Source organism: Massilimicrobiota sp. An134, assembly GCF_002160815.1.
Classification (GTDB): Bacteria; Bacillota_I; Bacilli_A; order Erysipelotrichales; family Coprobacillaceae; genus Allocoprobacillus; species Allocoprobacillus merdigallinarum.
The window spans coordinates 1-23,691 of record NZ_NFLH01000035.1; the positions used below are offsets into that span (position 1 = coordinate 1).

General features: G+C 32.8%; 29 protein-coding genes. 6 read left to right on the forward strand and 23 right to left on the reverse strand.

What is annotated here, in order from left to right:
• Window positions 1-281: 281 nt before the first annotated feature.
• On the reverse strand, window positions 282-1,505 hold the full coding sequence (gene hflX, locus B5E79_RS11250) for a GTPase HflX (protein WP_087298087.1): 1,224 nt from the start codon (window positions 1,503-1,505) through the stop codon (window positions 282-284).
• A 32-nt stretch (window positions 1,506-1,537) separates the two neighbouring features.
• Here hflX and B5E79_RS11255 point away from each other — a divergent pair, with 32 nt between their 5' ends.
• The 3 genes from B5E79_RS11255 (at window position 1,538) to rbr (ending at window position 3,547) form a co-directional block, all read left to right on the forward strand.
• Window positions 1,538-2,455, forward strand: a complete 918-nt coding sequence (locus tag B5E79_RS11255) for a hypothetical protein (RefSeq protein ID WP_087298088.1) — start codon at window positions 1,538-1,540, stop codon at window positions 2,453-2,455.
• A gap of 83 nt (window positions 2,456-2,538) precedes the next feature.
• The gene (locus tag B5E79_RS11260) at window positions 2,539-2,943 is read left to right on the forward strand and encodes a Fur family transcriptional regulator (protein ID WP_087298089.1); all 405 of its coding nucleotides are present in this window, start codon (window positions 2,539-2,541) and stop codon (window positions 2,941-2,943) included.
• Between the two features lie 16 nt (window positions 2,944-2,959).
• Entirely contained in the window at window positions 2,960-3,547 is a 588-nt protein-coding gene (gene rbr, locus B5E79_RS11265; RefSeq protein ID WP_087244489.1) for a rubrerythrin, read from the forward strand.
• 167 nt (window positions 3,548-3,714) lie between these two features.
• On the opposite strand, the gene B5E79_RS11270 is transcribed toward rbr, so the two are convergent.
• Entirely contained in the window at window positions 3,715-4,335 is a 621-nt protein-coding gene (locus B5E79_RS11270; RefSeq protein WP_087298090.1) for a phosphatase PAP2 family protein, read from the reverse strand.
• An 80-nt stretch (window positions 4,336-4,415) separates the two neighbouring features.
• Between B5E79_RS11270 and B5E79_RS11275 the strand changes: the two genes are divergently transcribed.
• A complete protein-coding gene (locus B5E79_RS11275; RefSeq protein ID WP_087298091.1) occupies window positions 4,416-5,012 on the forward strand; it encodes an HAD family hydrolase in 597 nt (198 codons plus the stop codon).
• 27 nt (window positions 5,013-5,039) lie between these two features.
• Here B5E79_RS11275 and B5E79_RS11280 read toward each other — a convergent pair whose 3' ends face one another.
• Genes B5E79_RS11280 through aroE form a run of 4 tightly spaced genes read right to left on the reverse strand, consistent with a single transcriptional unit; the run spans window position 5,040 to window position 7,624 of the window.
• Window positions 5,040-5,699: a TIGR01906 family membrane protein gene (locus tag B5E79_RS11280; RefSeq protein ID WP_087298092.1), complete on the reverse strand. Its 660-nt coding sequence runs from the start codon at window positions 5,697-5,699 to the stop codon at window positions 5,040-5,042.
• Window positions 5,674-6,180 (reverse strand): tRNA (cytidine(34)-2'-O)-methyltransferase, encoded by a 507-nt coding sequence (locus tag B5E79_RS11285; protein ID WP_087244485.1) that lies wholly within the window; start codon window positions 6,178-6,180, stop codon window positions 5,674-5,676. The genes B5E79_RS11280 and B5E79_RS11285 overlap by 26 nt, the downstream gene beginning before the upstream one ends.
• Window positions 6,181-6,182: 2 nt before the next feature.
• Window positions 6,183-6,773 carry an XTP/dITP diphosphatase gene (locus B5E79_RS11290; protein ID WP_087244484.1) on the reverse strand — a complete coding sequence of 197 codons (591 nt, stop codon included), beginning with the start codon at window positions 6,771-6,773 and terminating at the stop codon, window positions 6,183-6,185.
• Between the two features lie 5 nt (window positions 6,774-6,778).
• Window positions 6,779-7,624 carry a shikimate dehydrogenase gene (gene aroE / locus B5E79_RS11295; RefSeq protein ID WP_241147492.1) on the reverse strand — a complete coding sequence of 282 codons (846 nt, stop codon included), beginning with the start codon at window positions 7,622-7,624 and terminating at the stop codon, window positions 6,779-6,781.
• Window positions 7,625-7,756: 132 nt separating this feature from the next.
• Between aroE and chbG the strand changes: the two genes are divergently transcribed.
• Window positions 7,757-8,503, forward strand: coding sequence for a chitin disaccharide deacetylase (gene chbG / locus B5E79_RS11300; protein WP_087298094.1), 747 nt, complete (start codon window positions 7,757-7,759; stop codon window positions 8,501-8,503).
• A 386-nt stretch (window positions 8,504-8,889) separates the two neighbouring features.
• Here the strand turns inward: chbG and B5E79_RS11305 are convergent, their stop codons facing one another.
• From B5E79_RS11305 to B5E79_RS11395, 17 genes are all read right to left on the reverse strand, one after another.
• Window positions 8,890-9,465, reverse strand: coding sequence for a sugar O-acetyltransferase (locus tag B5E79_RS11305; RefSeq protein WP_087298095.1), 576 nt, complete (start codon window positions 9,463-9,465; stop codon window positions 8,890-8,892).
• Entirely contained in the window at window positions 9,462-10,064 is a 603-nt protein-coding gene (locus B5E79_RS11310; RefSeq protein ID WP_087298096.1) for a PTS sugar transporter subunit IIB, read from the reverse strand. Before B5E79_RS11310 ends, B5E79_RS11305 begins: the two co-directional genes overlap by 4 nt.
• A 374-nt stretch (window positions 10,065-10,438) precedes the next feature.
• The gene (locus tag B5E79_RS11315; protein ID WP_087298097.1) at window positions 10,439-11,059 is read right to left on the reverse strand and encodes a DUF2238 domain-containing protein; all 621 of its coding nucleotides are present in this window, start codon (window positions 11,057-11,059) and stop codon (window positions 10,439-10,441) included.
• 35 nt (window positions 11,060-11,094) lie between these two features.
• The gene (locus B5E79_RS11320) at window positions 11,095-11,322 is read right to left on the reverse strand and encodes a hypothetical protein (protein WP_087244478.1); all 228 of its coding nucleotides are present in this window, start codon (window positions 11,320-11,322) and stop codon (window positions 11,095-11,097) included.
• A gap of 27 nt (window positions 11,323-11,349) precedes the next feature.
• Window positions 11,350-11,997 (reverse strand): DUF2238 domain-containing protein, encoded by a 648-nt coding sequence (locus B5E79_RS11325; protein ID WP_087298098.1) that lies wholly within the window; start codon window positions 11,995-11,997, stop codon window positions 11,350-11,352.
• 618 nt (window positions 11,998-12,615) lie between these two features.
• Window positions 12,616-13,092 carry a flavodoxin gene (locus B5E79_RS11330; RefSeq protein ID WP_087298104.1) on the reverse strand — a complete coding sequence of 159 codons (477 nt, stop codon included), beginning with the start codon at window positions 13,090-13,092 and terminating at the stop codon, window positions 12,616-12,618.
• A gap of 11 nt (window positions 13,093-13,103) precedes the next feature.
• The gene (locus B5E79_RS11335) at window positions 13,104-14,795 is read right to left on the reverse strand and encodes an aldo/keto reductase (RefSeq protein ID WP_087298099.1); all 1,692 of its coding nucleotides are present in this window, start codon (window positions 14,793-14,795) and stop codon (window positions 13,104-13,106) included.
• A 123-nt stretch (window positions 14,796-14,918) separates the two neighbouring features.
• Window positions 14,919-15,581 (reverse strand): GTP pyrophosphokinase, encoded by a 663-nt coding sequence (locus B5E79_RS11340; protein WP_087298100.1) that lies wholly within the window; start codon window positions 15,579-15,581, stop codon window positions 14,919-14,921.
• 14 nt (window positions 15,582-15,595) lie between these two features.
• A complete protein-coding gene (locus B5E79_RS11345; RefSeq protein ID WP_087298101.1) occupies window positions 15,596-16,975 on the reverse strand; it encodes an MATE family efflux transporter in 1,380 nt (459 codons plus the stop codon).
• Entirely contained in the window at window positions 16,972-17,421 is a 450-nt protein-coding gene (locus B5E79_RS11350) for a MarR family winged helix-turn-helix transcriptional regulator (protein WP_087244473.1), read from the reverse strand. Before B5E79_RS11350 ends, B5E79_RS11345 begins: the two co-directional genes overlap by 4 nt.
• Before the next feature lie 93 nt (window positions 17,422-17,514).
• Window positions 17,515-19,260, reverse strand: a complete 1,746-nt coding sequence (locus B5E79_RS11355) for a M3 family oligoendopeptidase (RefSeq protein ID WP_087298102.1) — start codon at window positions 19,258-19,260, stop codon at window positions 17,515-17,517.
• 224 nt (window positions 19,261-19,484) lie between these two features.
• Window positions 19,485-20,681: a tyrosine-type recombinase/integrase gene (locus tag B5E79_RS11365; RefSeq protein WP_087201939.1), complete on the reverse strand. Its 1,197-nt coding sequence runs from the start codon at window positions 20,679-20,681 to the stop codon at window positions 19,485-19,487.
• A 79-nt stretch (window positions 20,682-20,760) separates the two neighbouring features.
• Window positions 20,761-20,967 carry an excisionase gene (locus B5E79_RS11370; protein ID WP_010817916.1) on the reverse strand — a complete coding sequence of 69 codons (207 nt, stop codon included), beginning with the start codon at window positions 20,965-20,967 and terminating at the stop codon, window positions 20,761-20,763.
• Between the two features lie 399 nt (window positions 20,968-21,366).
• Entirely contained in the window at window positions 21,367-21,615 is a 249-nt protein-coding gene (locus B5E79_RS11380) for a helix-turn-helix domain-containing protein (protein ID WP_032547283.1), read from the reverse strand.
• The gene (locus tag B5E79_RS11385) at window positions 21,602-22,030 is read right to left on the reverse strand and encodes an RNA polymerase sigma factor (RefSeq protein ID WP_021374998.1); all 429 of its coding nucleotides are present in this window, start codon (window positions 22,028-22,030) and stop codon (window positions 21,602-21,604) included. The genes B5E79_RS11380 and B5E79_RS11385 overlap by 14 nt, the downstream gene beginning before the upstream one ends.
• 440 nt (window positions 22,031-22,470) lie before the next feature.
• The gene (locus B5E79_RS11390) at window positions 22,471-22,836 is read right to left on the reverse strand and encodes a hypothetical protein (RefSeq protein WP_087201941.1); all 366 of its coding nucleotides are present in this window, start codon (window positions 22,834-22,836) and stop codon (window positions 22,471-22,473) included.
• A gap of 19 nt (window positions 22,837-22,855) precedes the next feature.
• Window positions 22,856-23,080 (reverse strand): hypothetical protein, encoded by a 225-nt coding sequence (locus tag B5E79_RS11395; protein WP_087201942.1) that lies wholly within the window; start codon window positions 23,078-23,080, stop codon window positions 22,856-22,858.
• 151 nt (window positions 23,081-23,231) lie between these two features.
• Here B5E79_RS11395 and B5E79_RS11400 point away from each other — a divergent pair, with 151 nt between their 5' ends.
• Window positions 23,232-23,594 (forward strand): helix-turn-helix domain-containing protein, encoded by a 363-nt coding sequence (locus B5E79_RS11400; RefSeq protein ID WP_087201944.1) that lies wholly within the window; start codon window positions 23,232-23,234, stop codon window positions 23,592-23,594.
• Window positions 23,595-23,691: the final 97 nt, after the last annotated feature.

Here is a 23,691-nt window from a genome sequence, read left to right on the forward strand (position 1 = left end):
ATGAACTCCATGTGTGAGCTAAGATATAGTGACTTTACAAATGAATTTTCATTTAAGACCATATAATCAATATATTTTAAATATAGTTACCAACATTTATCTAGGGTTAGATTTTTATATTTTAATAAAGGAGGTTATTTCAATGAAAAGATTTTTACAAATCAGTTTATTATTTCTCTTTTTAATTGGTAGTATCATTTGCTTTATAAACAGGAGACAATATTCATAAACCTTTTGTTTATAAAAAATATTCATAATAAAACGGATAGCTCATTTTATTGTCAACTATCCGTTTTTTTCATATATGGAAGATAACGCTGTTTATGTTTTTGATTCACATAAAAGCTGACATAGATTTCTTTTTCTAAATATTCAGTATGAAGTATTTCATATTGATATTCTATTTCACTAAAAATATGCCCTTCTTCATAAGGAATATAAACACTTATCAATTCATAATCTTTAAAGAGAATATCAATGATCATATTTTCTAAATCATCTAAATGCTTTTTCTCTTTCACTGAAACATCTATGCATATACCCTGTTCATGAACAATGGGCTGATGAACCAAATCCATTTTATTATAAACATAAATCATTGGAATATCCAAAGCATCAAGTTCTTTAAGAACTGATAAAGTTGTTTCTATTTGATTATGGTAATAAGGTGAAGATGCATCAATCACATGAATAAGCAAATCAGCATCTTTCACTTCTTCTAATGTTGAACGAAAAGATTGCACAAATGAGTGTGGTAACTGATGAATAAAACCAACTGTATCACTCATGATGACATGATGTTTTTTCATATAAACACGTCTTGATGATGTCTGTAAAGTCGCAAAAAGCATATCTTTTTCATAGACCTTTTTAGAAGTCAAAGCATTCAATAAAGAAGATTTACCACTATTTGTATATCCCACTAAACAAACCACTTTTTCCTGGTGATGTTTTCTTAACTGTCTTTGTGTCTGACGCTGTTTTTCAATCATCGCTAATTCACGTTTAGCCTGCGTTAATTGACGACGAATACGACGACGATCTAATTCAATCTGCTTTTCTCCACTACCACGAAAGCCCATACCTCCCTGTTGAGAATAAAGATTCTGTTTCATTCCTGCTAATCTGGGAAGTAAGTATTGAAGTCTGGCTATGCCGACTTCTAATTTGGCTTCTTTTGTTTTCGCTCTTGAAGCAAATATACGTAATATCAAATCACTACGATCAGTCACTTCTACCTGACATTGATCAGTTAAGTTTTTGATCTGCAAAGGTGTCAATTCTTCATTAAAAATCACAATATCATCTTGTTCTACTAATTCTTTAATTTCCATGACTTTCCCTTTACCAATATAATATTGAGGAGAAATCGTATCTAAGTTTTGTGTCACCACAGCTTTGACTTCAATATCACAGGCATAAGCCAGTTGTTTTAACTCCTGCATAGATATATCAAAATCATATGGCATCTGTGGATATTGAACACCAACTAATATTCCCTTCATCTTTATTCACCTCTTTCAGATAAGGAGTCTTTATGAAAAAAGCTAATTATTATTTTACACTTTGTCTTGTTCTTTTTACAACTCTTTTTTCTTTTTTCAATATGTTCCAGATTGTCAAAGTATCTTCTCAGGTCATTCAGATTGTCCTTACTAATTTATTACCATCTTTATTACCCTTTATGATTTTAATTTCTTTATGTTTATCTTTAGGTATCTTTCAACTCATCAGTTATTTTATCCAATTTCTCTTTTCACCACTTTTTCATTTAACACCACATATGTCTTCTCTTTATTTTGTTTCTTTTTTCTGTGGTTATCCAACCAATGCAAAAATGTTAAGAGAATCCTATGAATTAGGTTATATTAATATTTCTCAACTACAACATCTTCTCTCCATAGCATCCTTTTCATCATTAAGCTTTATCTTTGTTTCCCTAAAACTGCCTTTTTCCATTGCACTGATGATTTATATAAGTCATATTCTTCCAAGTATAATCAAAGCTGTCTTTTATCATCAAGATTACCAATGGATGTCTTTTCATGAAAGTATTCAGCCAATCATTCATCCCCAGATGCGATTTGTAGAAGCCCTAAAAAAAAGTATTACATCCTCTTTAACAGCCTTTATATTTATTTTAGGCTATATGCTTGTCTTTCAATTTATTGGTTATAGCTTACAGACCATTGTTCATAACCCATTTCTTTTAAATATCATCAAAGGTTTTTTAGAATTCAGTTCCGGTTCTATTCAATTATTACAATATCAACATCTGCTTGTCTATCCCTTTGTCAGCTTTTATTTATCATTTTCAGGATTATCAGTTTTAATGCAAGTGGATAATATTTTAGATGGTATCCCCTATTCTTTTAGAAAATATTTCATCGCAAGAGTGCTTCATGGACTCTCTTCATTTATTATTTGTTTACTTTTACAATACTTGATGATATAAAATGATTTCAACATCAGGATTATTTGACAATCATAGGATATATGGTATAATAATAGTAACCATTATTAATAAGGAGTGAGAGTATGTCTGAAACAAAGTTAAGATATTCTAAACAAAGGGAAACAATTTACGAAGTTTTAAAAAATGACTGGTCACATCCTAATGTGGATGATATTTATAAACAAGTCAAACAATTGATTCCTGATATTAGTTTGGGAACTGTCTATCGAAATCTTAATTTATTAGCTGATCATAAAAGAATTACACGCTTAGATATTGGTGATGGAGTTATTCATTTCGATGCACGTATTGAACCCCATTTTCATATGGTATGTGATGAATGTGGAACTATTCAAGATATCGTTTGTCAACAATCTACCCTGGATGAACTTATTAATAAGGTCAACGAACAATCCGAACATGATATTCATGGGGCACATATTTTGTTTCATGGAACATGTTCACATTGTTCAAAGAAAAAATCATAGGAAGGAGGGCATTATCATGCCAACATTAAAAGGAACAAGAACTGCTAACAATTTATTACATGCATTTGCTGGAGAATCTCAAGCAAGAAATCGCTACACTTATTATTCTTCAATTGCCAAAAAAGAAGGATATGTACAAATTGCTAATATCTTCGAAGAAACAGCAAATCAAGAAAAAGAACACGCTAAAAGATTAATGAAACTATTAAATGCTGAATTAAAGGGAGAAGCTTTACATGTCGAAGGTGATTTCCCAATCATGCTTGGAACAACTGCTGAATGTTTAAAAGCTGCTGCTGCTGGTGAAAATGAAGAATGGACTGACATGTATCCTGAATTTGCAAAAATTGCTGAAGAAGAAGGATTCCCTGAAATCGCTAAAGTATGTCAAAGTATCGCTGTTGCTGAAAAAATGCATGAAGCTAGATACTTAAAATTATTAGAAAACTTAGAAAATGGAACAGTCTTCAAAAAAGACGAAGCTGTTATGTGGAAATGTAATAACTGTGGATTTATTTATGAAGGAACTGAAGCTCCTGAAAGATGTCCTGCTTGCGATCATCCACAAGCTCATTTTGAAGCATATACTTTCTTTAAAGGATAAAAATCTAAACCCAATTATGAATAAACATAATTGGGTTTTAAACTTTATACAAACGTATTCATTTCATAAAGATTTCACTATCAATAACACTGATATCTTTAACATGAGAGCATATGATACAATGCTCTTTTTTACTTTTAGCATTTTTATTAGCTTTTGATCATCCATTAAAAGGCATACTTGCTTTTTCCAATATAATAAATAACCATTGCTAAAATCAATGCCCAAACAATATCCATAAATGCATGCTGTTTAATCATAACAGTTGAAAGACAAATCAACACTGTTAAAACAACAATAGCGACACATAACCATGAATACTGTTTAATTCTTTGGCTTTTCAATAGCGATACACACATCATAACACTGTTATATACATGAATGCTAGGACAGACGTTGGTAGATGAATCAACGGAATAAATAAAGCTAACCAGACATTGAAATATGTTTTCATTATATAACTGAACTCTTAAATTTTGACCAGTAGGTATCAATGCATAAATAAGCAAAGATAAACTCATACCTAAAAACAGGTAAAAATATGTTCTTTTAATACCAACCTGATCAATAAAAACAAAATATGCAAAACCTAATACCATAAATACAAACCATAATATATATGGAATAACAAAATACTCATTAAATGGAATATAAGAATCAATCCATGAATCTGTAATAATCATACGTGATGAATGATGATTTTCTAATAACATAAAACCAATCATATAAGCAATAAAAAAATACAATAAATATTTTAAACCATTATATTTTTCTAAAAATGCTTTCATCTACACAACCTCCTATGCTAGAATATATAGTAACATGATGATTTAATTATGTGAATTTGGTATGAACGGAGAACAATTTTATGAAAAATATTATTTTTGATATAGGTAATGTCCTTTTAGATTTTCAACCTGAAGCATATTTACAAAAACATTTTCAGCCTTCTGTTATGGGGGATTTGATGATGATTATCTTTTCTAGTGATGAATGGATAAAACTAGATATGGGAACAATGATGATTCAAGATGCTATCCAGTCTTTAACTTTAAAACACCCTCACTACCATGATGAAATTATTTTTGTCATGGAAACTTGGACTCATATGATGACTCCTTTAGAAGACAATGTTGCTATTGTCAGGGAGTTAAAAGAAAAAGGTTATTCATTATACCTATTATCAAATTTCCATAAAGAAGCTATTAAAACGATGTTTGAAAGATATGATTTCTTTAAACTTTTTGATGGTGGTGTGATTTCAGCTAATGAACATCTAGTTAAACCTGATCAAAAAATCTACAAACTACTTTTAGAAAGATACCATCTTCAACCTGAAGAATCTGTTTTTATTGATGATATGCTTGCCAATATTAAAATGGCTGAAGAATTAAATATCCATGGTATTTATCTCCCTTATCAAAGTGATTTAAGAACAGAACTACAAAAACGTCATATTTTATAAAACCTGTTATGTTCAACATAACAGGTTTTATATATTTTCTAGAATCTTTTTTCTTTGTCTTAAATAAATCAGATATAATATAAGACTGATGACAAGAACTATACCTATAATAAGCATCAAACAATGCATAAAAAATGTTTCTGGTAAAATAGTAATGACTGGATCTGTTGTTTCATCAAAAATCCAATAATCATTTCTAAATACTATTTGATGAAAAAGAATAAAAGCCTTATTAAAATCAATCGCCGCAAAAAATCCAATAACTAAAGGGATACCTACTGAAAACAATGACGTTAATCTTAAAAAACGATATTCATGCTGTTTTATACGATAAATTCCCATTATAAATATCATGATTCCACTGATAACACAAATCATTTGGATTGCTTCGAAGATTCTTTTAACTTCCTCAAAATGAATACGTCCACTTGTCGACATAACAAAATTTGGTAGATTGAGATCTCCTTGGTAAAAAAGACTCTGATATTGAATCAAAACATCATAATTATGACGAATGACATCAGCTGAAAGTCCTGTACTTTCACTCAGATTTAAAAAATCAATATCAAAATAATAGAGCGGTTTAAAGAAAACTGTAAATACTACCGCAAAACTGATAATGAAAATAGCGAAAACAACAGCTAAGAAAATATCACTTTTTCTATTCTTTATAAATGAAGTCAGCACCTTTTTGCACCTCTACTTTAGATAAACCAGGATAGCTTTGTTGGCGTAATACTTCGTAAATACCTATAGCGACACAATTAGAAAGATTTAAACTTCTAGCATCAGCATCCATTGGAATACGAACACATTCATCTAAATGCTGTTTTAAAATATCATGTGGAATTCCATCATGTTCATGACCAAAGATGATATATTGATCCTGGTCAGATACATAATTTTGATCACTATAACATAGTTTTGAATAACGTGTAAAAAAATGATAATCGCCGTGATTTTGACTCACAAAATCTTCCCAGTTTTCATATACCTGCATTTGTAAATCCTTAATATAATCTAACCCGGCACGTTTCATATGTTTATCATCTAAAGAAAAACCTAATGGTTTAATAAGATGCAACTTCGAATGTGTTGCTACACAAGTACGCATAATATTCCCTGTATTTTGAGGGATTGCAGGATGTACTAAAACAATATGATTCATGATTAATCTCCCTCACCTTTCAAAATTGTATATAGCTTTTTAAGTGCTTTGGCACGATGTGAATACTGATTTTTTTCTTCCAATGTCAATTGTGCAGATGTTTTATGAAGTTCTGGCACATAAAAAATTGGGTCATATCCAAAACCATTTTCACCTTCAATTTTATCATAAATTTCTCCATCAAAATATTCTTCAATCAAGATAGGCTGTTGATCAGGTCTACATAAAGCCATAGCGCAAACAAATCTGGCACCTCTATCTTTACCCTTAACAGCATCAATAATGTACTGATTCTTAATATCATAACTTGTATCATGCCCCATAAAACGTGCTGAATAAATACCAGGCGCTCCATCTAAGGCATTGACTTCCAATCCAGAATCATCTGCCAATACAGGCTTATGAATCATATCACAGATTGTCTGAGCTTTAATTAAAGCATTTTCCTGAAAAGTCTTTCCATTTTCTTCAATATCTATGTCTTGATCAAACACATCTTTTAATGATTTGACTTCGATACCAATTTCTTCTAACATTGCTTTGATTTCTTTAATTTTTCCTTCATTTGTAGAAGCTACAATAATTTCTTTCATTTCTCTCACTCCATTTTCAAACTTTTCTTGACTTCTGATATAGGCATTTTCTGTCCCGTCCAAAATTCAAAAGAAACAGCACCCTGATAAAGAATCATGCCTTCTCCATTCATATATTCAAGACCTTTTTCTTTTGCTAAGGTTAATAACTTTGTTTCTTGAGGATTATAAATAATATCAGCCACCTTTAATGACTTATTGAGATAAGATTCATCAGGAATTAAACATCCATCAGTATGTGGTTCCATTCCTACATTTGTGGTTTGAATAAGCAAATAAGCATCTTTTAAATCATTTTTTAAAGATTGCATATCTTGCAAGGATTTTAATGTTATAGAACAATGACATTGTTGATTCATTTGTTCAACCCAATCCTTATGACTGCGATTATAAACAATAATGTCCTTAGCCTGTTTTGTCAGTGCAGCCACAATAGCTCTAGCAGCCCCACCAGCACCCAAAACAACAATTTTCTGTTGATGAAGATTCCAATGTTTTTCTTCACAGGCCTTGATAAAACCGATTCCATCACTGATATGACCAATCAGCTTACCATGATTATTTTTGACTGTATTGACAGCCTGACAGAGTTTAGCTTCAGGAGTCAATTCATCAAGATAAGATAAAATCTTCACTTTATATGGCATGGATACATTAAATCCCTTGATGGGTAATATTCTGACACTTGTTATAAAATTGGCAAAATGATTTTCCTCCACCTCAAATGCCAAATAGACATCATCAATACCCAAGTATTGAAAAGCCGTATTATGCATCATTGGTGAAAAGGAATGTTTAATAGGATTGGCAACAATACCATATAATCCTGTATAACCCGTAATCTTATTCATCATAACCCTCCTTGATTTCTTTTCTATTATATAGCAATCATCTACAAGACTCAAAGAATTATTTTAAGAATATGAAAAAAACACTTCCATTTTTATTTTTCGAGTATAATCATGTATAGGAGGTAATTTTTTATGATTAATCAATTAATAGTGAATGCTGATGATTTTGGAATGACACAAGCCAATACCATTGGTATACTTGTAGGGCATAGTCAAGGCATTATTACTTCAACAACATGTATGATGAATATGCCCTATGCTCAGTTTGCTTTAAAACAAGCTAAAAAATTCCCACAACTGGGAGTTGGAGTTCACCTGGTATTAACCGTTGGTCGTCCTTTAGTAGAAGGAGCTCAATCCTATACAGATCAAAATGGAGATTTTATTCGACCAAAAGATTATCCTGATGGAAAACCACATGCTAATCAAGATGAACTTTATCGTGAATGGAAAGCTCAAATAGACAAATTTATTGAAATAGCCGGACATAAGCCAACACATATTGATTCACACCATCATGTCCATCTATTACCATGGCATTTGGATGTTACAAAACGATTAGCTTTAGAATATGATTTACCTATTCGCCAACGTGAACAAGTTCTTGATACATATCCTTATATTCCTGTTTATGATCAGATGTATAATGATGATGCTAATTATCAATATTTTACACAAATTCTTTCATCCTATCATGGACCTTTGGAATTCATGTGTCACCCTGCTTATCTTGATCAGAGGCTCTATGATATGTCCAGCTATAACTTACCACGTATGAAAGAACTTGAACTTTTAACTTCACCAGAAGTCAAAACTTTCATACAAGAAAATCATATTAAACTTATTAATTTTTCTGATCTTCCACATAATCATTTATAATTTGACAAAAGATTCTTGCATTCTTGTAAAAAAATGTTAAAATAGATATGTCCGTAGAGATACGGATATGGTGAGGAAGAAGAGCAAGGTGGAAGTTATTTGGTAGAGAGATGGAGATTGTAGTTCATATAATACAAAACTTTCGAAAAATAATAACACAAAAAAGAGATTGTAAGTCGAACTTATAATCTCTTTTTTCTTTATTGAAAAGATTTTTATAACTTTTCATGACCCTCTATTTGATTTAATACCCCTAATATGGCTAAAAACAATCCTGGAACAATCAATCCCAAATAATCCACTCTTATCACCACCAAGGTTATTTTAACATTCCTTTCAAAAAGAAGTGTTAAAACAAGGTAAAAAGATTTTTCAAATTGTGTTATTTACCATTTTTTATGAAGATCTTCTTTGGTAATAGGTCGAATCACCTGACATGGATTCCCTGCAGCAATCACATATGGCGGAATGTCATGAGTGACAACACTCCCTGCCCCAATGATAGCACCCTGATTAATCTTAACACCTGGTAAAATAGTCACATTCCCACCTATCCAGACATAATCATAAATTTTAACTGGACGTGCATATTCTAAGCCTTGCATCCTTTGTCCTTCATGAAAAGGATAAGAAGCAGTATAGATATTCACATTTGGTCCCATGACAACATGATCTCCAATCTCTACAAGTCCCTGATCTAAAATAGTGAGATTGACATCACTATAAAAATCAATACCAACCGTAATATGGTAACCATACTGACAATAAAAAGGTGGTTCAATCCATAATTCACCTTTACAATTCAATAATTTCTTTAATAAAACATCTTTTTCTTCTTTTTGAACAGGAGTATAACGATTATATTCATAGAGCATTCTTTTGCAAATTTCTCTTTCATGATATAATTCCTGATCATATGACTGGTATAAATGCCCAGCCTTCATTTTTTCTTTTTCACTCATTTATTTTCATCCTTTATTATTTTTTCTATATGTTCAATCATCGCTTGGCAATCATAAGTAGCAAAAATAGAAGCATCTATATTATCTACTAAAACAGGTTTTAATTTTTGTGATAACTCATGTTGTTTATATCTGAGTTGAGGAGCGATGAGAATCAAATCATATTTTTGATAAACATTTTCTAACTGATAAACTGCTGTTGCATCAACATGATAAGGCAAATGATTTAACTGACAATATTTATTTAATTTTTCAGCAAAATATCCCGTTGTCATACCACCTGAACAACATAATAAAATATGATAATTTGGCTTTTCATCTTCAAGCAGTTTTTCCATCATACGATGAAACAGATTGGTTGCATAATGAAAGTTATAAAACTGATAATGTAAATAAAATAACAGTTCTTCTCCTTCCATAATCGCTTCTTCTACAATTCCTATAGGCCAAACAACAAATCTGGCAACACGATTTTTATAATAAATTTTATAAGTTCTTGAATCATATTTTTCTAGCTTTAAGCGAGGATCACTTGTCACCTGATAATAAACCCATTTTCTAAAGACTTCTAAATCTTCCTGTTTATAAAAAGTTTCCATTGCCCTCACCACCATATGTCTATTATACTAAACTTTCATCAAAATACCAACTACATAAAAAAGAGAAAATCTCATCTCGATTTTCCCAAATGATTTTTCTCCATCTATTTTCATGTTCCATGTTTTTCACATCTTCTAAAAGACTTTCTGTTGTTTATAAATTCCGTAACTTTACATAATCATTACAATCATAAACGACAAGGTTTCTATTTCCTCGGCAATATTTTATCATTTATACCACTTCTTGTATATTTAGGTATAAAAATGACACCTCTATCTACAATAATACATAATGTTTAATCTTTTGATAATCGCATATTTCATATAAAAAAGAATGAATATTGATCATTCATTCTCTGTATCATTTCATATCGTTATGAGTCTTTTTTATGATTTAACTGATAAATCTTTCTTTCCAAAGACACAAAGAAATGTTCTTTGGGACTTTGATCAAAATGTATCAAATAGAAAGATAAAACAAGCCCACCAATCACAGCAACCAGCATATCTGTCAATGTATCATGGACACCACTTGTCCAATGATTAATAGCATCATAGTTAAAAAAGACTAACAAAGCATATTCATAAAACTCCCATAATAAAGCCACTAAAGCATTAACAGCATTCAAAAATAGAAACATTAGACTTTGACGATGATCTTCTCTCAAAAAATATTTATAGATAAAATATATCAATTCACAAATGACAACACCACTGGCACAATGTATAAATTTATCATAATAGGGCGTTGAATAGCCTCCAAGGCAACTTCCCCAAAGACTGGCAAAATAAACAAAAACAAGATTAATGATATAAAATTCTAATGGAACTTTGATATGTAATATTTTCATGAGTACAGGTAAAATCCACGGTGTCAGACAGGCAACAAAAGTCATTCCAAAATACTTTCCTTGCCAATTGACATAAAAAGCATATATCAAAGTGACAATATAAATGATTAAACAGCTATACCATATGGTTTTTAATTTTTTCATAATGACACCTCTTTTTTATATTGTATCATTATTTCTTAATGTTTGTGACTAAAGAAATTTCTTTTTTGTTTATTTTTTAATAAAATCAATTTTCCAAATTCACCATCCGCTAATAAATCACCCTTTTTAAGATTCTTTGATGCAGCGAACCTTTCAAAGTATGTATATTCTGTTTGATTATCATAACATTGACACTTAATCATATCATCATTCACAATTTCAACAATATACTGTGATTTTATCCCTGTTTGTTTTTTTAACATCTTCATCCTCTTTTCCTGATTATATATCTATGATTGATCATTCATATTACAATCATAGAATTTTTCAACAATACGCATAAAGAAAGGTAACTCCTGACGATTTCTATGAGCAATCATTTCCAATAGCACTACACATCCACCACCAAGTGCACAAAGCATATCTGTCATGGCATCATGGACACCTGTTGTGTAATGTAGAATACAGTCCTTATTGAAAAAGACAAGCATAAAATATTCATAAAACTCCCAAATAACAGCAATTGACAAATTAACTGTCATCATAAATATAAAAAAAAGAATATAATCCTGCTTATTATAAATAGTGCGTTGTTTTTTAATCATGCAATAAAGAATCATTGCGATAATACTGGCAAGAATTCCACTGAAAAAATGGACAATTTTATCATAGAAAGGTAATGTATATCCAGCTAATGAACTTCCTACCAGTGAAGCAAAGTATATAAAAATCACATTAATGATTTTGATTTCATCTGTCATTTTCAAATAAAACAAACGCATAAGAATTGGAAAAAGCCATGGTGTTATACAGGCAACAAAACACATCATGATATCTTTGAGATTTCCTTTTTGTATATTTAAAACAAAAGCAAATAAAAGCGTCACGATATAAATACCACTAACAAAATACAATAGTTTTGTCTGTTTAGTTTTCATATATCTCCTTCTCACTCCTTATTTACAAAAATAAATTAATAAAAATCTTTTGAATTTAAAACACAAAGAAATCATATCTTTTTGTATCTCAACTTCCATTTAAGGTATACAATATTGCATCACATATAGGCAATCAAATATAAAATGATGAAAATCTTTGACTTTTTTACAAGTACATAACTGATATAAACAAAAAGCATACATTCAGTGAAAATACATGAAACTTCAATACTATAAAAATATATTCTTTCTACTTCTATAATTCCCATCTTCTACTATTCTAAGCAAAACGATAAGACTAGTTAAATCAAAAATGTCTTTAGTCTGTTCGCACTTTTATCTGATAACAACAAAATATACGACTGTGATAATCAATAAAACCTTAATCAATTTTTAATTTTCTTCTATCTACCATGGATTTCCTCTGCTTATAACATATAAGAATTTCAAATAAAATATGATACTTGCATTAAATATCTGCATTCAATTTTTCATCTCTCGAATATCAAGAAAAACAATTCTTTTCTCATTATTAATATATGATTATTTTTTTAATTTAATAGAAAAAGATATGAATCTTTCGCAAATTTTTAATCAAATTAGCTCAGTTCATATCTCTTATAAAAATGATTCAGCCCATGTTTTTAATGTATCCACATCAACCTGACTATCAAAGCGACGTCCTTGACATAATTTGGCATTGCCACAAGAAACTTTTAATTCCTGAGTGGTATTTCCCATACCACTGCCTCCTGATGTCGCAAAAGGAATAATTGTTTTACCTGATAAGTCATATTGTTCTAAAAATGTATTGATAATCGTTGGTGCCACATACCACCAGATTGGAAAACCAATAAAAATCACATCATAATCATCCATATTTTTAACTTCATTTTGAATAGCTGGACGATATGCTTTATTTTTCATTTCTTGGCTGCTGCGACTTTGTGGATTGGTCCAATCTAAATCTGCTTGACTATAAGGTTGAGCTGGTATGATCTCATGTAAATCCCCATCAATAGCTTGAGATAGTTTTTGAGCCACTCTTGCAGTGACTCCACTTGCTGAAAAATAAGACACTAAAATTTTTTTCATTTCCATCACTCCTATTCTCCAAAATATAAGGCAATTTCTTCCATTCTTTGCATTTGATCAACATGGAAAGGACAACGATGATTGCAATGCCCACATTGCACACAGGCACTTGCTTTCTTTTCTAAATGGTGATAGTGATCTTTAGCTAAATCATCACCTAATAAAGATAGATCATAATATTTATTCATCAAAGCAATATCTAAGCCCATAGGGCAAGGATGACAATGTTTGCAATAAACACATTTTCCTTGATGTTCTACAGCATCAAATGTTGAAATAACAGTATAATCCTTATCTTTATCACTGGCCTGTGTATATTTTAAAATTTCTTTTAAATCATCACGATTTCTAACACCAGGTAAGACAGTCACAACACCTGGCTTATCTAATGCATATTGAAGACATTGAATACGTGTTAAGGCCTGCGGAAAAGGTGATTTGTTTGCATCCAAGAGCTGTCCTGCACTAAAGGCTTTCATAACTGAAATAGCGACACCTTCTTTTTCACAGCGCTGATATAAAGCCATTCTCTCATCAGTCTGTCCAATGGCATATTCACCATGTTTATAATCATAGGCAAGATTAATACTAAACATCACCATATCTAATATATGCATATCTAAGACTTTATGCACAATTTCAGGAGTATGTGATGATAGTCCAATATGCTTGACAATCCCCTGTTTTTTTAATTCTTGAATATAATCAATAACACCCGCTTTTTCAATCGCTTTTAAATCTGCTTCTTCATCAATACAATGAATAAAACCAAAATCAATATAATCTGTCTGCAACATTTCTAACTGCCATTGAATAGATTGTTTGATCTTATCTAAATTTGTTGTCCATCCATATTCACCTGTTTCATAATTAGCTCCAAAATGAATCTGTAAATAAACTTTTTCTCTTTGTCCTTTGATAGCCTGACCAATTGCCTGAAATGTTTTAGCATGTCCACTTGCTAAATCTAGATAATTCACACCTTGATCAATAGCTTCTTGAATCGTCGCAATGATTTCTTCATCACTTGATTCTCCAAGTGAACTGGTTCCTAAACCAATCACACTAATTTTTTCATTTCCATGTGGTAATTGTCTATATTCCATGGATTTCAACTCCTTTGCATATAAATAAATTGTAAAATCATCATCTCTTCGATATTGATCTAATCGTTTCATTTGATGATGATCATAAAATTCAAAAGAACAGCTTGTATCGGTATACAAAATATAATGGGAACAGTTTTCTATTTTAAATAAATATTCTGCATACTCATAAAGCTTCGTTCCTAATCCCTGATGCTGATATGTCTCATCAACCATAAATAAAACAATCTCTCCATCATAGTTTTGATGCATCTTGGGTAATAACTGTTCACAGTTTTGATGATAGTTTTGCATCATTTGACGATAGGAAGAAATCAAATGAAAATCATCATGTTGATGATAGAGATTATTCTGATATTCTTCAGGAATCAGAATTTTCTCTTTTTTAGATAAAGATAATGCTAAAAAACCAACAATACGCTGTTGTTTGGTTGCTATAAATAAATCTGTGGAATGTAATAAAACATCATAAAAATATTCTTGTGAGAAAATCATACCATTTTTTAAACTTTTAAACATGCGATCTAATTTCCAGACCTGACAGATCATTTCTACGATTCTTGATGTCTCTTTCCATTGAAATCTTTCTATTTGCATAATGCCACCACAACTTTCATCTTTATTTTATATCAACCCTTTCTTCTCTTCAAATACTTATATTTCATATTCAACCATGCTTATAAAGCATAATAATAAAAGAACCACTTATAAAAGTGATTCTTATTCTAAATATTCTTTAATTGAACTCATTTTATCATCTAAATCATTACACATCTGTGCACATTCCAATAACTGATAAGCTATATAACTTTCTTTATCGTCATCAATGACTTTTTTATATCTCAATTTATGTTCTAGACTGGCCCAAAAATCCATCGCTAAAGTACGGAACTGAACTTCGACTTTCACCCATTTTTTCTCATTCTCTAAAAAAATCGGAACTTCAATAATCAAATGCAAACTGCGATAACCATTGGCTTTAGGATTTTGAATATAGTCCTTTTTCTTGACTAAACGAATATCATCTTGTTGTAATAAACATTGAGCCAAATGATAGATATCCTGTTTAAATGAACAGACAACACGTAATCCCGCAATATCATAAAGATATTTTTCCATTGTTTCAACATTAATCGGATAACCTTTTAACTTCAGCTTCTTTGTAATACTTGCATTAGATTTTAAGCGAGAGTGAATAGATTCAATAGGATTACGGTCATAACAAAGAGAAAGTTCTTCATTTAAAACTCTAAATTTTGTTTCTACTTCCATGATGGCACAACGATAATAAGCCATCATTTGTTTAAGTGGCAGAATTTCTTCCTGCCACTCATCGCTCATCACTTCATCAATAAATGCATCTTTAAACTGTTCAATAACCATGTAACTTTCCTTTCTTATGATTGTTTTGTCTGCATTTCTTTCATCTTATTTTTCATTTCAAAATAGAACATTGTTGACGTTGTTAAAACAGCAATTGTATCAGCAATAGGTTCTGCTAAAAAGACTGCAAAAACCTGATCTGATATAAACATAGGTAAAATATAAATCAAAGGAATTAAAACCAAGATTTTTCTAAAGACTGCCAAAAATGCACTCTTTTTTGAATTTCCAAAGGCGATAAATGTCTGTTGACATGAAATTTGGATACCCATTAATAAGACTCCAGCCATATAAATTCTTAATGCCCAAATTGTGATTTCTGTTAATTGTGGATCACTTGTAAAAATCGCAACAAATAAACTTGGGAAAATCATAATCAATAACCATAGTATAGATGAATATGAAAAACATGAAATGGTTTGAAGTTTAAATGCTTTTTGAACACGATCACCTTGTTTAGCACCATAGTTATAACTGATGATTGGTTGTCCACCTTGTGTTAAACCTTGTAATGGTAACATGGCAAATTGCATAACACTTGATAAGATTGTCATAGCGCCAACAGCTAAATCTCCACCATATTTTAATAATGATGAGTTAAAGCACAGTACCAAAACACTTTCTGTAGCCTGCATTGCAAAAGGAGCAACACCTAAAGCAATACATGGTAATAAAATATGAAAATTGATTTTTAAATTTTCTCTTTTTAATTTTAAAATCGTATTTTTTCCTGATAAGAACCAGAATGCCCAAATGGCACTTAAAGCTTGTGACATGACTGTCGCAACTGCTGCACCTTGTACCCCCATATTCAATCCAAAAATGAAAATAGGGTCTAAAACAATATTTGTGACAGCTCCAATAACAACAGTTAACATACTAATTTTTGAAAATCCTTGTGCTGATATAAAGGCATTTAACCCTAATGTCAATTGTACAAAGATTGTTCCAATCGCATAAATAGTCATATAATCTATGGCATAACCAATTGTATTTTCACTCGCTCCAAAAAGATATAATAATGGTTCTTGAAAAATCAAAACCAAAACTGTCAATAAAACGGCAATAATCATGAGTGATGTTGTACAGTTACCTAAAATTTTTTCAGCCGTATCATTGTCTTTTTTCCCCATGAAGATACTAGCTCGTGGTGCTCCTCCCATACCAAATAAGTATGCAAAAGCAGAAATAATCATGATAATAGGAAAACAGACTCCTACCCCTGTTAAAGCTGCAGAACCAACTTCTGGAATATGTCCTATATACATACGATCGACCATGTTATATAAAGCATTGACAACCTGCGATGTAATAGCCGGTACAGCCAAAATAAACAATAAATGTCCTATGGGTTCTTTTCCTAAGTCCACTTCTTGTGACATTTTTAATTTCATAAACATACCTCCTCATTTTTTTCTTTAAAATGATCTCTTATTTTTATTAGCGTTTCTTCCATTTTTTGAATATCTTCTTTTGGAATTTCTGATAAAATATCTTCATTAATTTTTCGAATTTCTTTTTTTAAAATCTTTATCTCCTCAATTGCATCGGCTGTTAAATAAATATGTTGAATACGTCGATCAGTGACATCACTTTCTATACGAATCAGCTCTTTTTTCACCAAGCTTTCTACACTACGACTAATGAGTCCCTTAGAAACTCCTAAAAAGACATTTAACTGTGTACTTGTTGTAATACTTGGATTATTTGATAATAAAATTAAGATATTCATTTCATTAGGCGATAATTTCAAATCTTTCAATCTCTCATTTAAAACACGTGCATAATACTTTCTAATCTGTATTGAATAATCTAATAATGTTTCAATGTTCGTTTTCATATCTCACCTCATTAGTTTACTTGTATATTGTTTACAACTAAACAATATACTCTTATTTTATGAAAATTGCAACAAAAAAGGTGTAACATTTCGTTACACCAATTGCTTTAATAACTTTTCAAATAAATCAATATCATCTTTTATCATATCAATAGAATTTTGCCAGAATGCTGGATCCTGTAAATCAATACCAACACTCTTACCCACATCTTCTAAACTCATTTTTCCTGTTAATGATAAGAAATGTTCATACGTATCAGCAAATGTAGCACCTTGTTTTTGATATAAACCATATAATCCTTTTGCAAGTAATAAACCAAATGCATAAGGAAAATTATAAAATGCATAATCAGCTTCATAATAATGTGGTTTCCATGTCCACATATAAGGATGTAGGTAACGATGATCCAAACCATGACCATAGGCTTCTTTTTGAGCTTCTAACATTAACGCTTTGATTTCTTCAACACTTAATGGTCCTTCTTGACGCTTTTCAATCAATCGACTTTCAAACAAGTAACGTGAATAAATATCCACAATCACCTGTGCACAATCACAGAGTTCATTTTCTAAAATAAACAATTTGTCTTTTGCATCAGCAGATTTGAGCGCTGCCTTTTTGATAATTGTTTCGCAAAATGTTGAAGCCGTTTCAGCAATAGGCATTGGATAGTCAGCATTTAAAGCTGTTTGTGTATTTAAACATTCACCATGAAATCCATGTCCAAGTTCATGACCTAAAGTAATAGTATCACCAAACTCATTTCCATAATTTAATAAGAAACGACTTTCCTGAATACAATGTAAATTATGACAGAAAGCACCTCCAACTTTTCCCGTTCTTGGATAAACATCAATCCATTGATTTTCAATAGCCTTCTTGGCATAATCTCCTAAATGCTTTGAAAAAGTATAAAACTGTTCTACAACAAATTGACTACCTTTTCCAAAAGGATAAGACATATCACTTTCTACAATTGGAGCATATAATTCATACCAAGGCAATCCATCCGTATAACCTAACGCTTGAGCCTTTAATTGAAAATATCTTTCAAACATAGGTAAAGCTTTTTTCATTGTAGAAATCAAGACATCCAATGTCTTTTGTGACATTCTGGAATCTATCAAAGTACGCTGTAAAACAGAATCATAACCTCGAAGATTGGCACTTGTTATGGCTTCACCTTTAATTGCATTCAAAGCACTCGCAACACCTTGTTCTACTTGTAAATAAGATGCTATCTCAGCTTCATATGCTTTCTTTCTCACCTCTTTATCCTTTGAATAAGCCATATTTAAAACTTCTGTCAAAGGATACTCCTTATCATCCATAGATACTTTCATAGAAGCAATTAACTGATCTTTATATTTCAACCAGGCACTTGAGCCAGTTGTTTTCATTTGAGCTAGAATCTTTTCTCCCTCATCACTTAATAAATAACGATTATGTTCTTGTGTTTCTTTTAAAACAAAAAGATGTTCTTGAATATAAGAATCTTGAATATGATCCAAATCAAACTGACCAATCCAACGATCAATTTTTGCCTGTGCATCTGCAAAACCTGCTAAAAGATTTTCAATAACAGATGAATATTTCAAAGCATCCTGATTCGTTGTATCACTACTCATTGTTAATGATATAAAAGCATATATTTTTTCTACCAGATCCGAAAGTTGATTGGATTGTTCTAAATATGACTTTAAATTGTCTTCTGTTTTTTCCTTTTGAGAATATTCCTGCATATCTTCTAACATTTGTTTTAATGTTTCAATATCATTTAAAAATGATTGATCTTGAAAAGATAAATATAATTGATCTAAATTCCAACGTTTCTCCATAATAACCTCCTTATTTATATTCATTATATACTTTTTTCATATTTTTTTAGCTTGAAAAACTTACTAAATTTCTGATTATCTTTTCATAAGCTGGTAAATGTCGGTATAGCCTGTATTTTAGGGCTTTATCGGCATTTTCTGTTTGGAAGATACATTGCAAAAGCTGGCATTTACCAGCATGATAATGCAACCAAAAGTAGTAAATGAGTAGTACAATCACCGACTTAAGAAGCAAGAGCCAGTCTTTCAAGTTCTGCTTTTGCTGAATTGAAAGTACCGTGTGCGTAGTACCCTAATGTCATGGTGATGTTTGCGTGTCCCATGATGTATTGCAGGGTGTTCGGGTTCATTCCTTTGTTTGCCATGTTCGTGCAGTAGGTATGTCTGAATGAGTGTGGTGTGATGTTTGGTAGCTGGTCTTTATGTGTCTTGTTGTATTTCTTCACAAGCCCACGCAACATACTTTCATAGTTTCCAGCCACTTTAGGGAAGCCCTTTTGGTTTAGGAACAGGAAATTGCTGTAACCGCCTATGATGATAGGCTCTGCCTTTCCTCTGTTCTGTAACACTCGCTTAAAGGCTTGATAAGCTCTTTCTGTCATTGGAAGCTGGCGTTCTCCTTTTTTGGTCTTAGGCGTTTCAATGTAGTAGCCGATTTCGCTGTCTTTCAATAGCTGGTGATCTACATTGATGATACGGTTCACCATATCAATATGGACTGTCAGACCGCAAAATTCAGAAATACGAAGCCCTGTTTCCAGAAGAATAACCACTTCATCATAATACTTGCTGTACGCCTTGTCCTGTTCCATAAAGGCAAGCATTTTTTCTTCCTGCTCTGGCGTGAGAATGACTTTAGGTTCTGAATTATCTTCCAGAACGTCACTCAATTTGAAGCTGAAAGGATTTTTTCTGATACAGTCGTCCTCAATCGCCATATAGAATGACGCTTTCAGAGAACGCTTGTAATTGCTAATCGTCTTGTAGGAAAAGCCATTCTCATACATTCGCATAGCCCATTCCTTACCGTCCGATAGCTTCACCGTATCAATGCTCCTTGCACCCAGAGGGTCGTTTTCCAGAATTTTCATAAGGTACTGGCGACCTTTTTCTGTATTGCGTTTCACATTTTTTCTCTGGCTGTTCTTCTTTGCGTAGAGCTGGCAGACTGTCATTTTCCCACCTATGGTATTGATACCGTCGGCAAGGTCTTTCTTAATCTGCTTTTCTTTTTCTCTCAACGACAAATCTTCACGTTTCCCAGCAGGTGTCTTGTCTGTTGGAACAAGTTTCCAAGCATACTTAAAATGTGGTTTCCCGTATATATCGGTATATTTGTAAACGTATCTTCCGTCTTTTCTCTGGCTCTCTCCAAGTCGTAAATTGCGTCCCTTATTGTCTTTTCTTTTTACATTAGACATAGTGCGAAGCTCCTTTCCGTCAAGGAATGAGCCGTTGATACGCTATACTTTATTATACCATATCTACGGCTCGCTGACATTAGATTTCGTCCAATGTATCAATGATTTTCTCAAACTGTTTTCGCTTAATCTGCACACGGTTTCCATTCACAATCACCCAGCCAGCGTCGAGATTTTCCTCTGCCAGCTTACGCAGTTTCTTTTCCCCGATACGGAAGTATTTTGACGCTTCCTCAATCGTCAGCGTGTACTTTTCCCAGATAGGCACATCAGTATTGTTCGTCATATATAAGCACCCCCTTTACTGTGTGTCTTTTGGAAGCAGACAGACGGCTCTGGAAAAGCTCCGCTGGTATCTCAACCAATCTCATTCCTATGAGCAAAACCACCTCTGGGACGTATCATTATCCTGTGAATACAGGTCATGGCGGGGCGACTTTTCCAAAGGTCGCTCTCGGATCACTGCGTGGGTCGCTCGCTCTCTTTTGGAAAGGTCATGGCGTACAGTCCCCGTGGCTCGCTGTATCACAAACGTATCTGTCTGCTTTATTCAGTTGTCAAAGACCGCAACGGCTTATACGCCTGTCAAAACCTATATGAAGTCATATGGGTTTTGATAGATATACAAGCCCCAGAGAGGACGCAGGAAAGGGGATAATGCGTCACTCTGCAATAGGACGTTGGTTTATGCTACTTTGAAATTAAGTACCTGCTCAATCAGTTTTGCTTCCAGACGGCTACGCATATCCTCGTCAACGCTGGTGTGAGGATTGCCGTATTCGTCAATGCTTGTTCGCATGGACAAGCGGGCAATGTATGGCTCGTAATGGCATAACACAACATTCATAGCCAGAATATCACCCTGTGAAGCGGAAACGATAACAGGGTAAGGCAATAAGCCATTGCCTTTATGTACCGCTTTATTCTTCTTCATGCTGTTTTTCCTCCATTCTTTTTCTGACTTTTTCAAATCCTCTTTGACGCTTATAGTTCACTGTACGGCGTACAATTTTCAGCAAGTCGGCAATCTCGCCGTCGTTGAAGCCTAAACCGTAGAGCAACAAGATAAAGCGTTCTTCCTCAGAAAGTTCCTGCAATGCTTCACTCAACAGCTCATTCTTGATTTTCACATCATAGCCCATGACTTTGTAAAGGTCATAGTCCGTGGAATAATCATCATAAGTCGAGAGTTCCGCAAGCTGTTCTGGCGTGAGTTCTGAAAAGGAAATCTGCAAATCGTTCATACGCTGGTAGTGCTTTTGAATATTGATTGCTTCATTCTTCAAAATCTTTTTGCAGTAACAGTCAAAGACTTTCTGGACATCTTCCGGAGAAGTGGGTCTTTTCACATTTTCACCTCCTTTCGCTTGTCAAAAGGCGGTGATTGTAACCGTTCCTTCCCCCTTTCCGTCATTAATACAAATGAGAGGATATGAACTGGCAAAGTTTGAAAAAGAAATCCAGAAAAAGCAAAAAAGCCCAAGAAGTTTTGATAACCTCGTTGAGCTTTAGCGAATACAATCGACAAATATTGAGGAAATTCTACACGGAAATAGCTGTAAACTCCCTTAACATGGATTAAAATTTTTTTGATGATTTTCTTTTATGCACTCCTGTCATTTATAATCCTCCCGTGAAGAAACCGCCTTGCCAAAATAAGGCAAATTTCAACAGAATAAGCATAAAAGATAAATCCGTCCTAATTCCGTCCAAGTTCCTGTTTTTTGGCAGGAACTAAAAAAGGCTATCACACCCAGCATATATGCTGTGATTGCGATAACCCTGTGTATCAGATAATCTCTGTATTTTCTTTGATGAGCTGGCGAATATCGTCCTGCTTTGCTGGCGGTACTTGACTGATGAAGTCTGCCAGCCAATTATCTCTCTGTTCGTAGACCTTTTCATCATCATAATAGGCTGGATAGTCTTGCAGAATATCAAATTCCCTGTCAGCCCGTTCCGCTTCGTTGCACGCCAAATCCAAATGTTCACCAATCAATTCCTGTGTATAGGAAGTATAGCCCAGAGCCATAGTAATATAGGTGATACGTTCAAAATCTGTCTGTGTCATGGCTTCCTTGCCCGTCAGTAAGTCGTAGTCATGCTGTCCGCATACAGACAGAAATACTTCCTTTTGGTTCTCCGCTTGTCCCATAATAGCCACTCCTAAATCATTAAAATTTTAACTGCCTGCTGGCAACACAGATAAATTCCTCTGGTGTAGGTGTGCTGTTGCCAAACATTCGTTTAAACTCTGCCTGCTGTTCTGGGTCGTCACTGTTCATAGCGTCTATGATTTTCCCCTGTATCTGCTCACGAACTTCTGAAACGGAAAGCCCATGCAGACGAGCCATTTCTTTTATCATTTTTCTGCTGTCCCTTTTACTGAATTTCATCATACGGTCAGAACACCTCTTTTCTCAAAATTGATGATATATTTCAAAAAAATTTGCCAAAAATATAGTGAGTAAATGTTTCATCTATACAGACTATTATATTACACTCTGTGAATAGTTACAATAATGAAAAGCAAGAAAGGAGAGGGAAACTGTGGAAATAGACTATAAAGCAATCGGACAGCGTATCAAGATAGCACGAATTAAGAAAGGCATAACACAGGAAGCCGTCGCAGACCTTATAGATATTACCCCAGCCCACATGAGCAACGTGGAAACAGGGAAAACGAAAGTCAGCCTGCCGACACTGATTGAGATTGCCAATGCTCTTTCCGTATCAGTTGATGTTCTCCTATGTGATAATGTACTTGCTTCACAGAATATTTTCAAGGGAGAAGCAAAAGAGATTTTTGAAGATTGCGACGAATACGAAACCCGATTTTTAGTTGACCTGTTGAAATGTGCAAAATCAGCCATGCGTAGGGACAAGGAAATAAGAAATCAGTTCAATAGATAAAACCGTAGCGTGCAGATCACAATGAATTGTGAAATACAGCTACGGTTTTTCTTCTTCGCTGAATTTATATCCCACACCCCAGACAGTGATGATATAT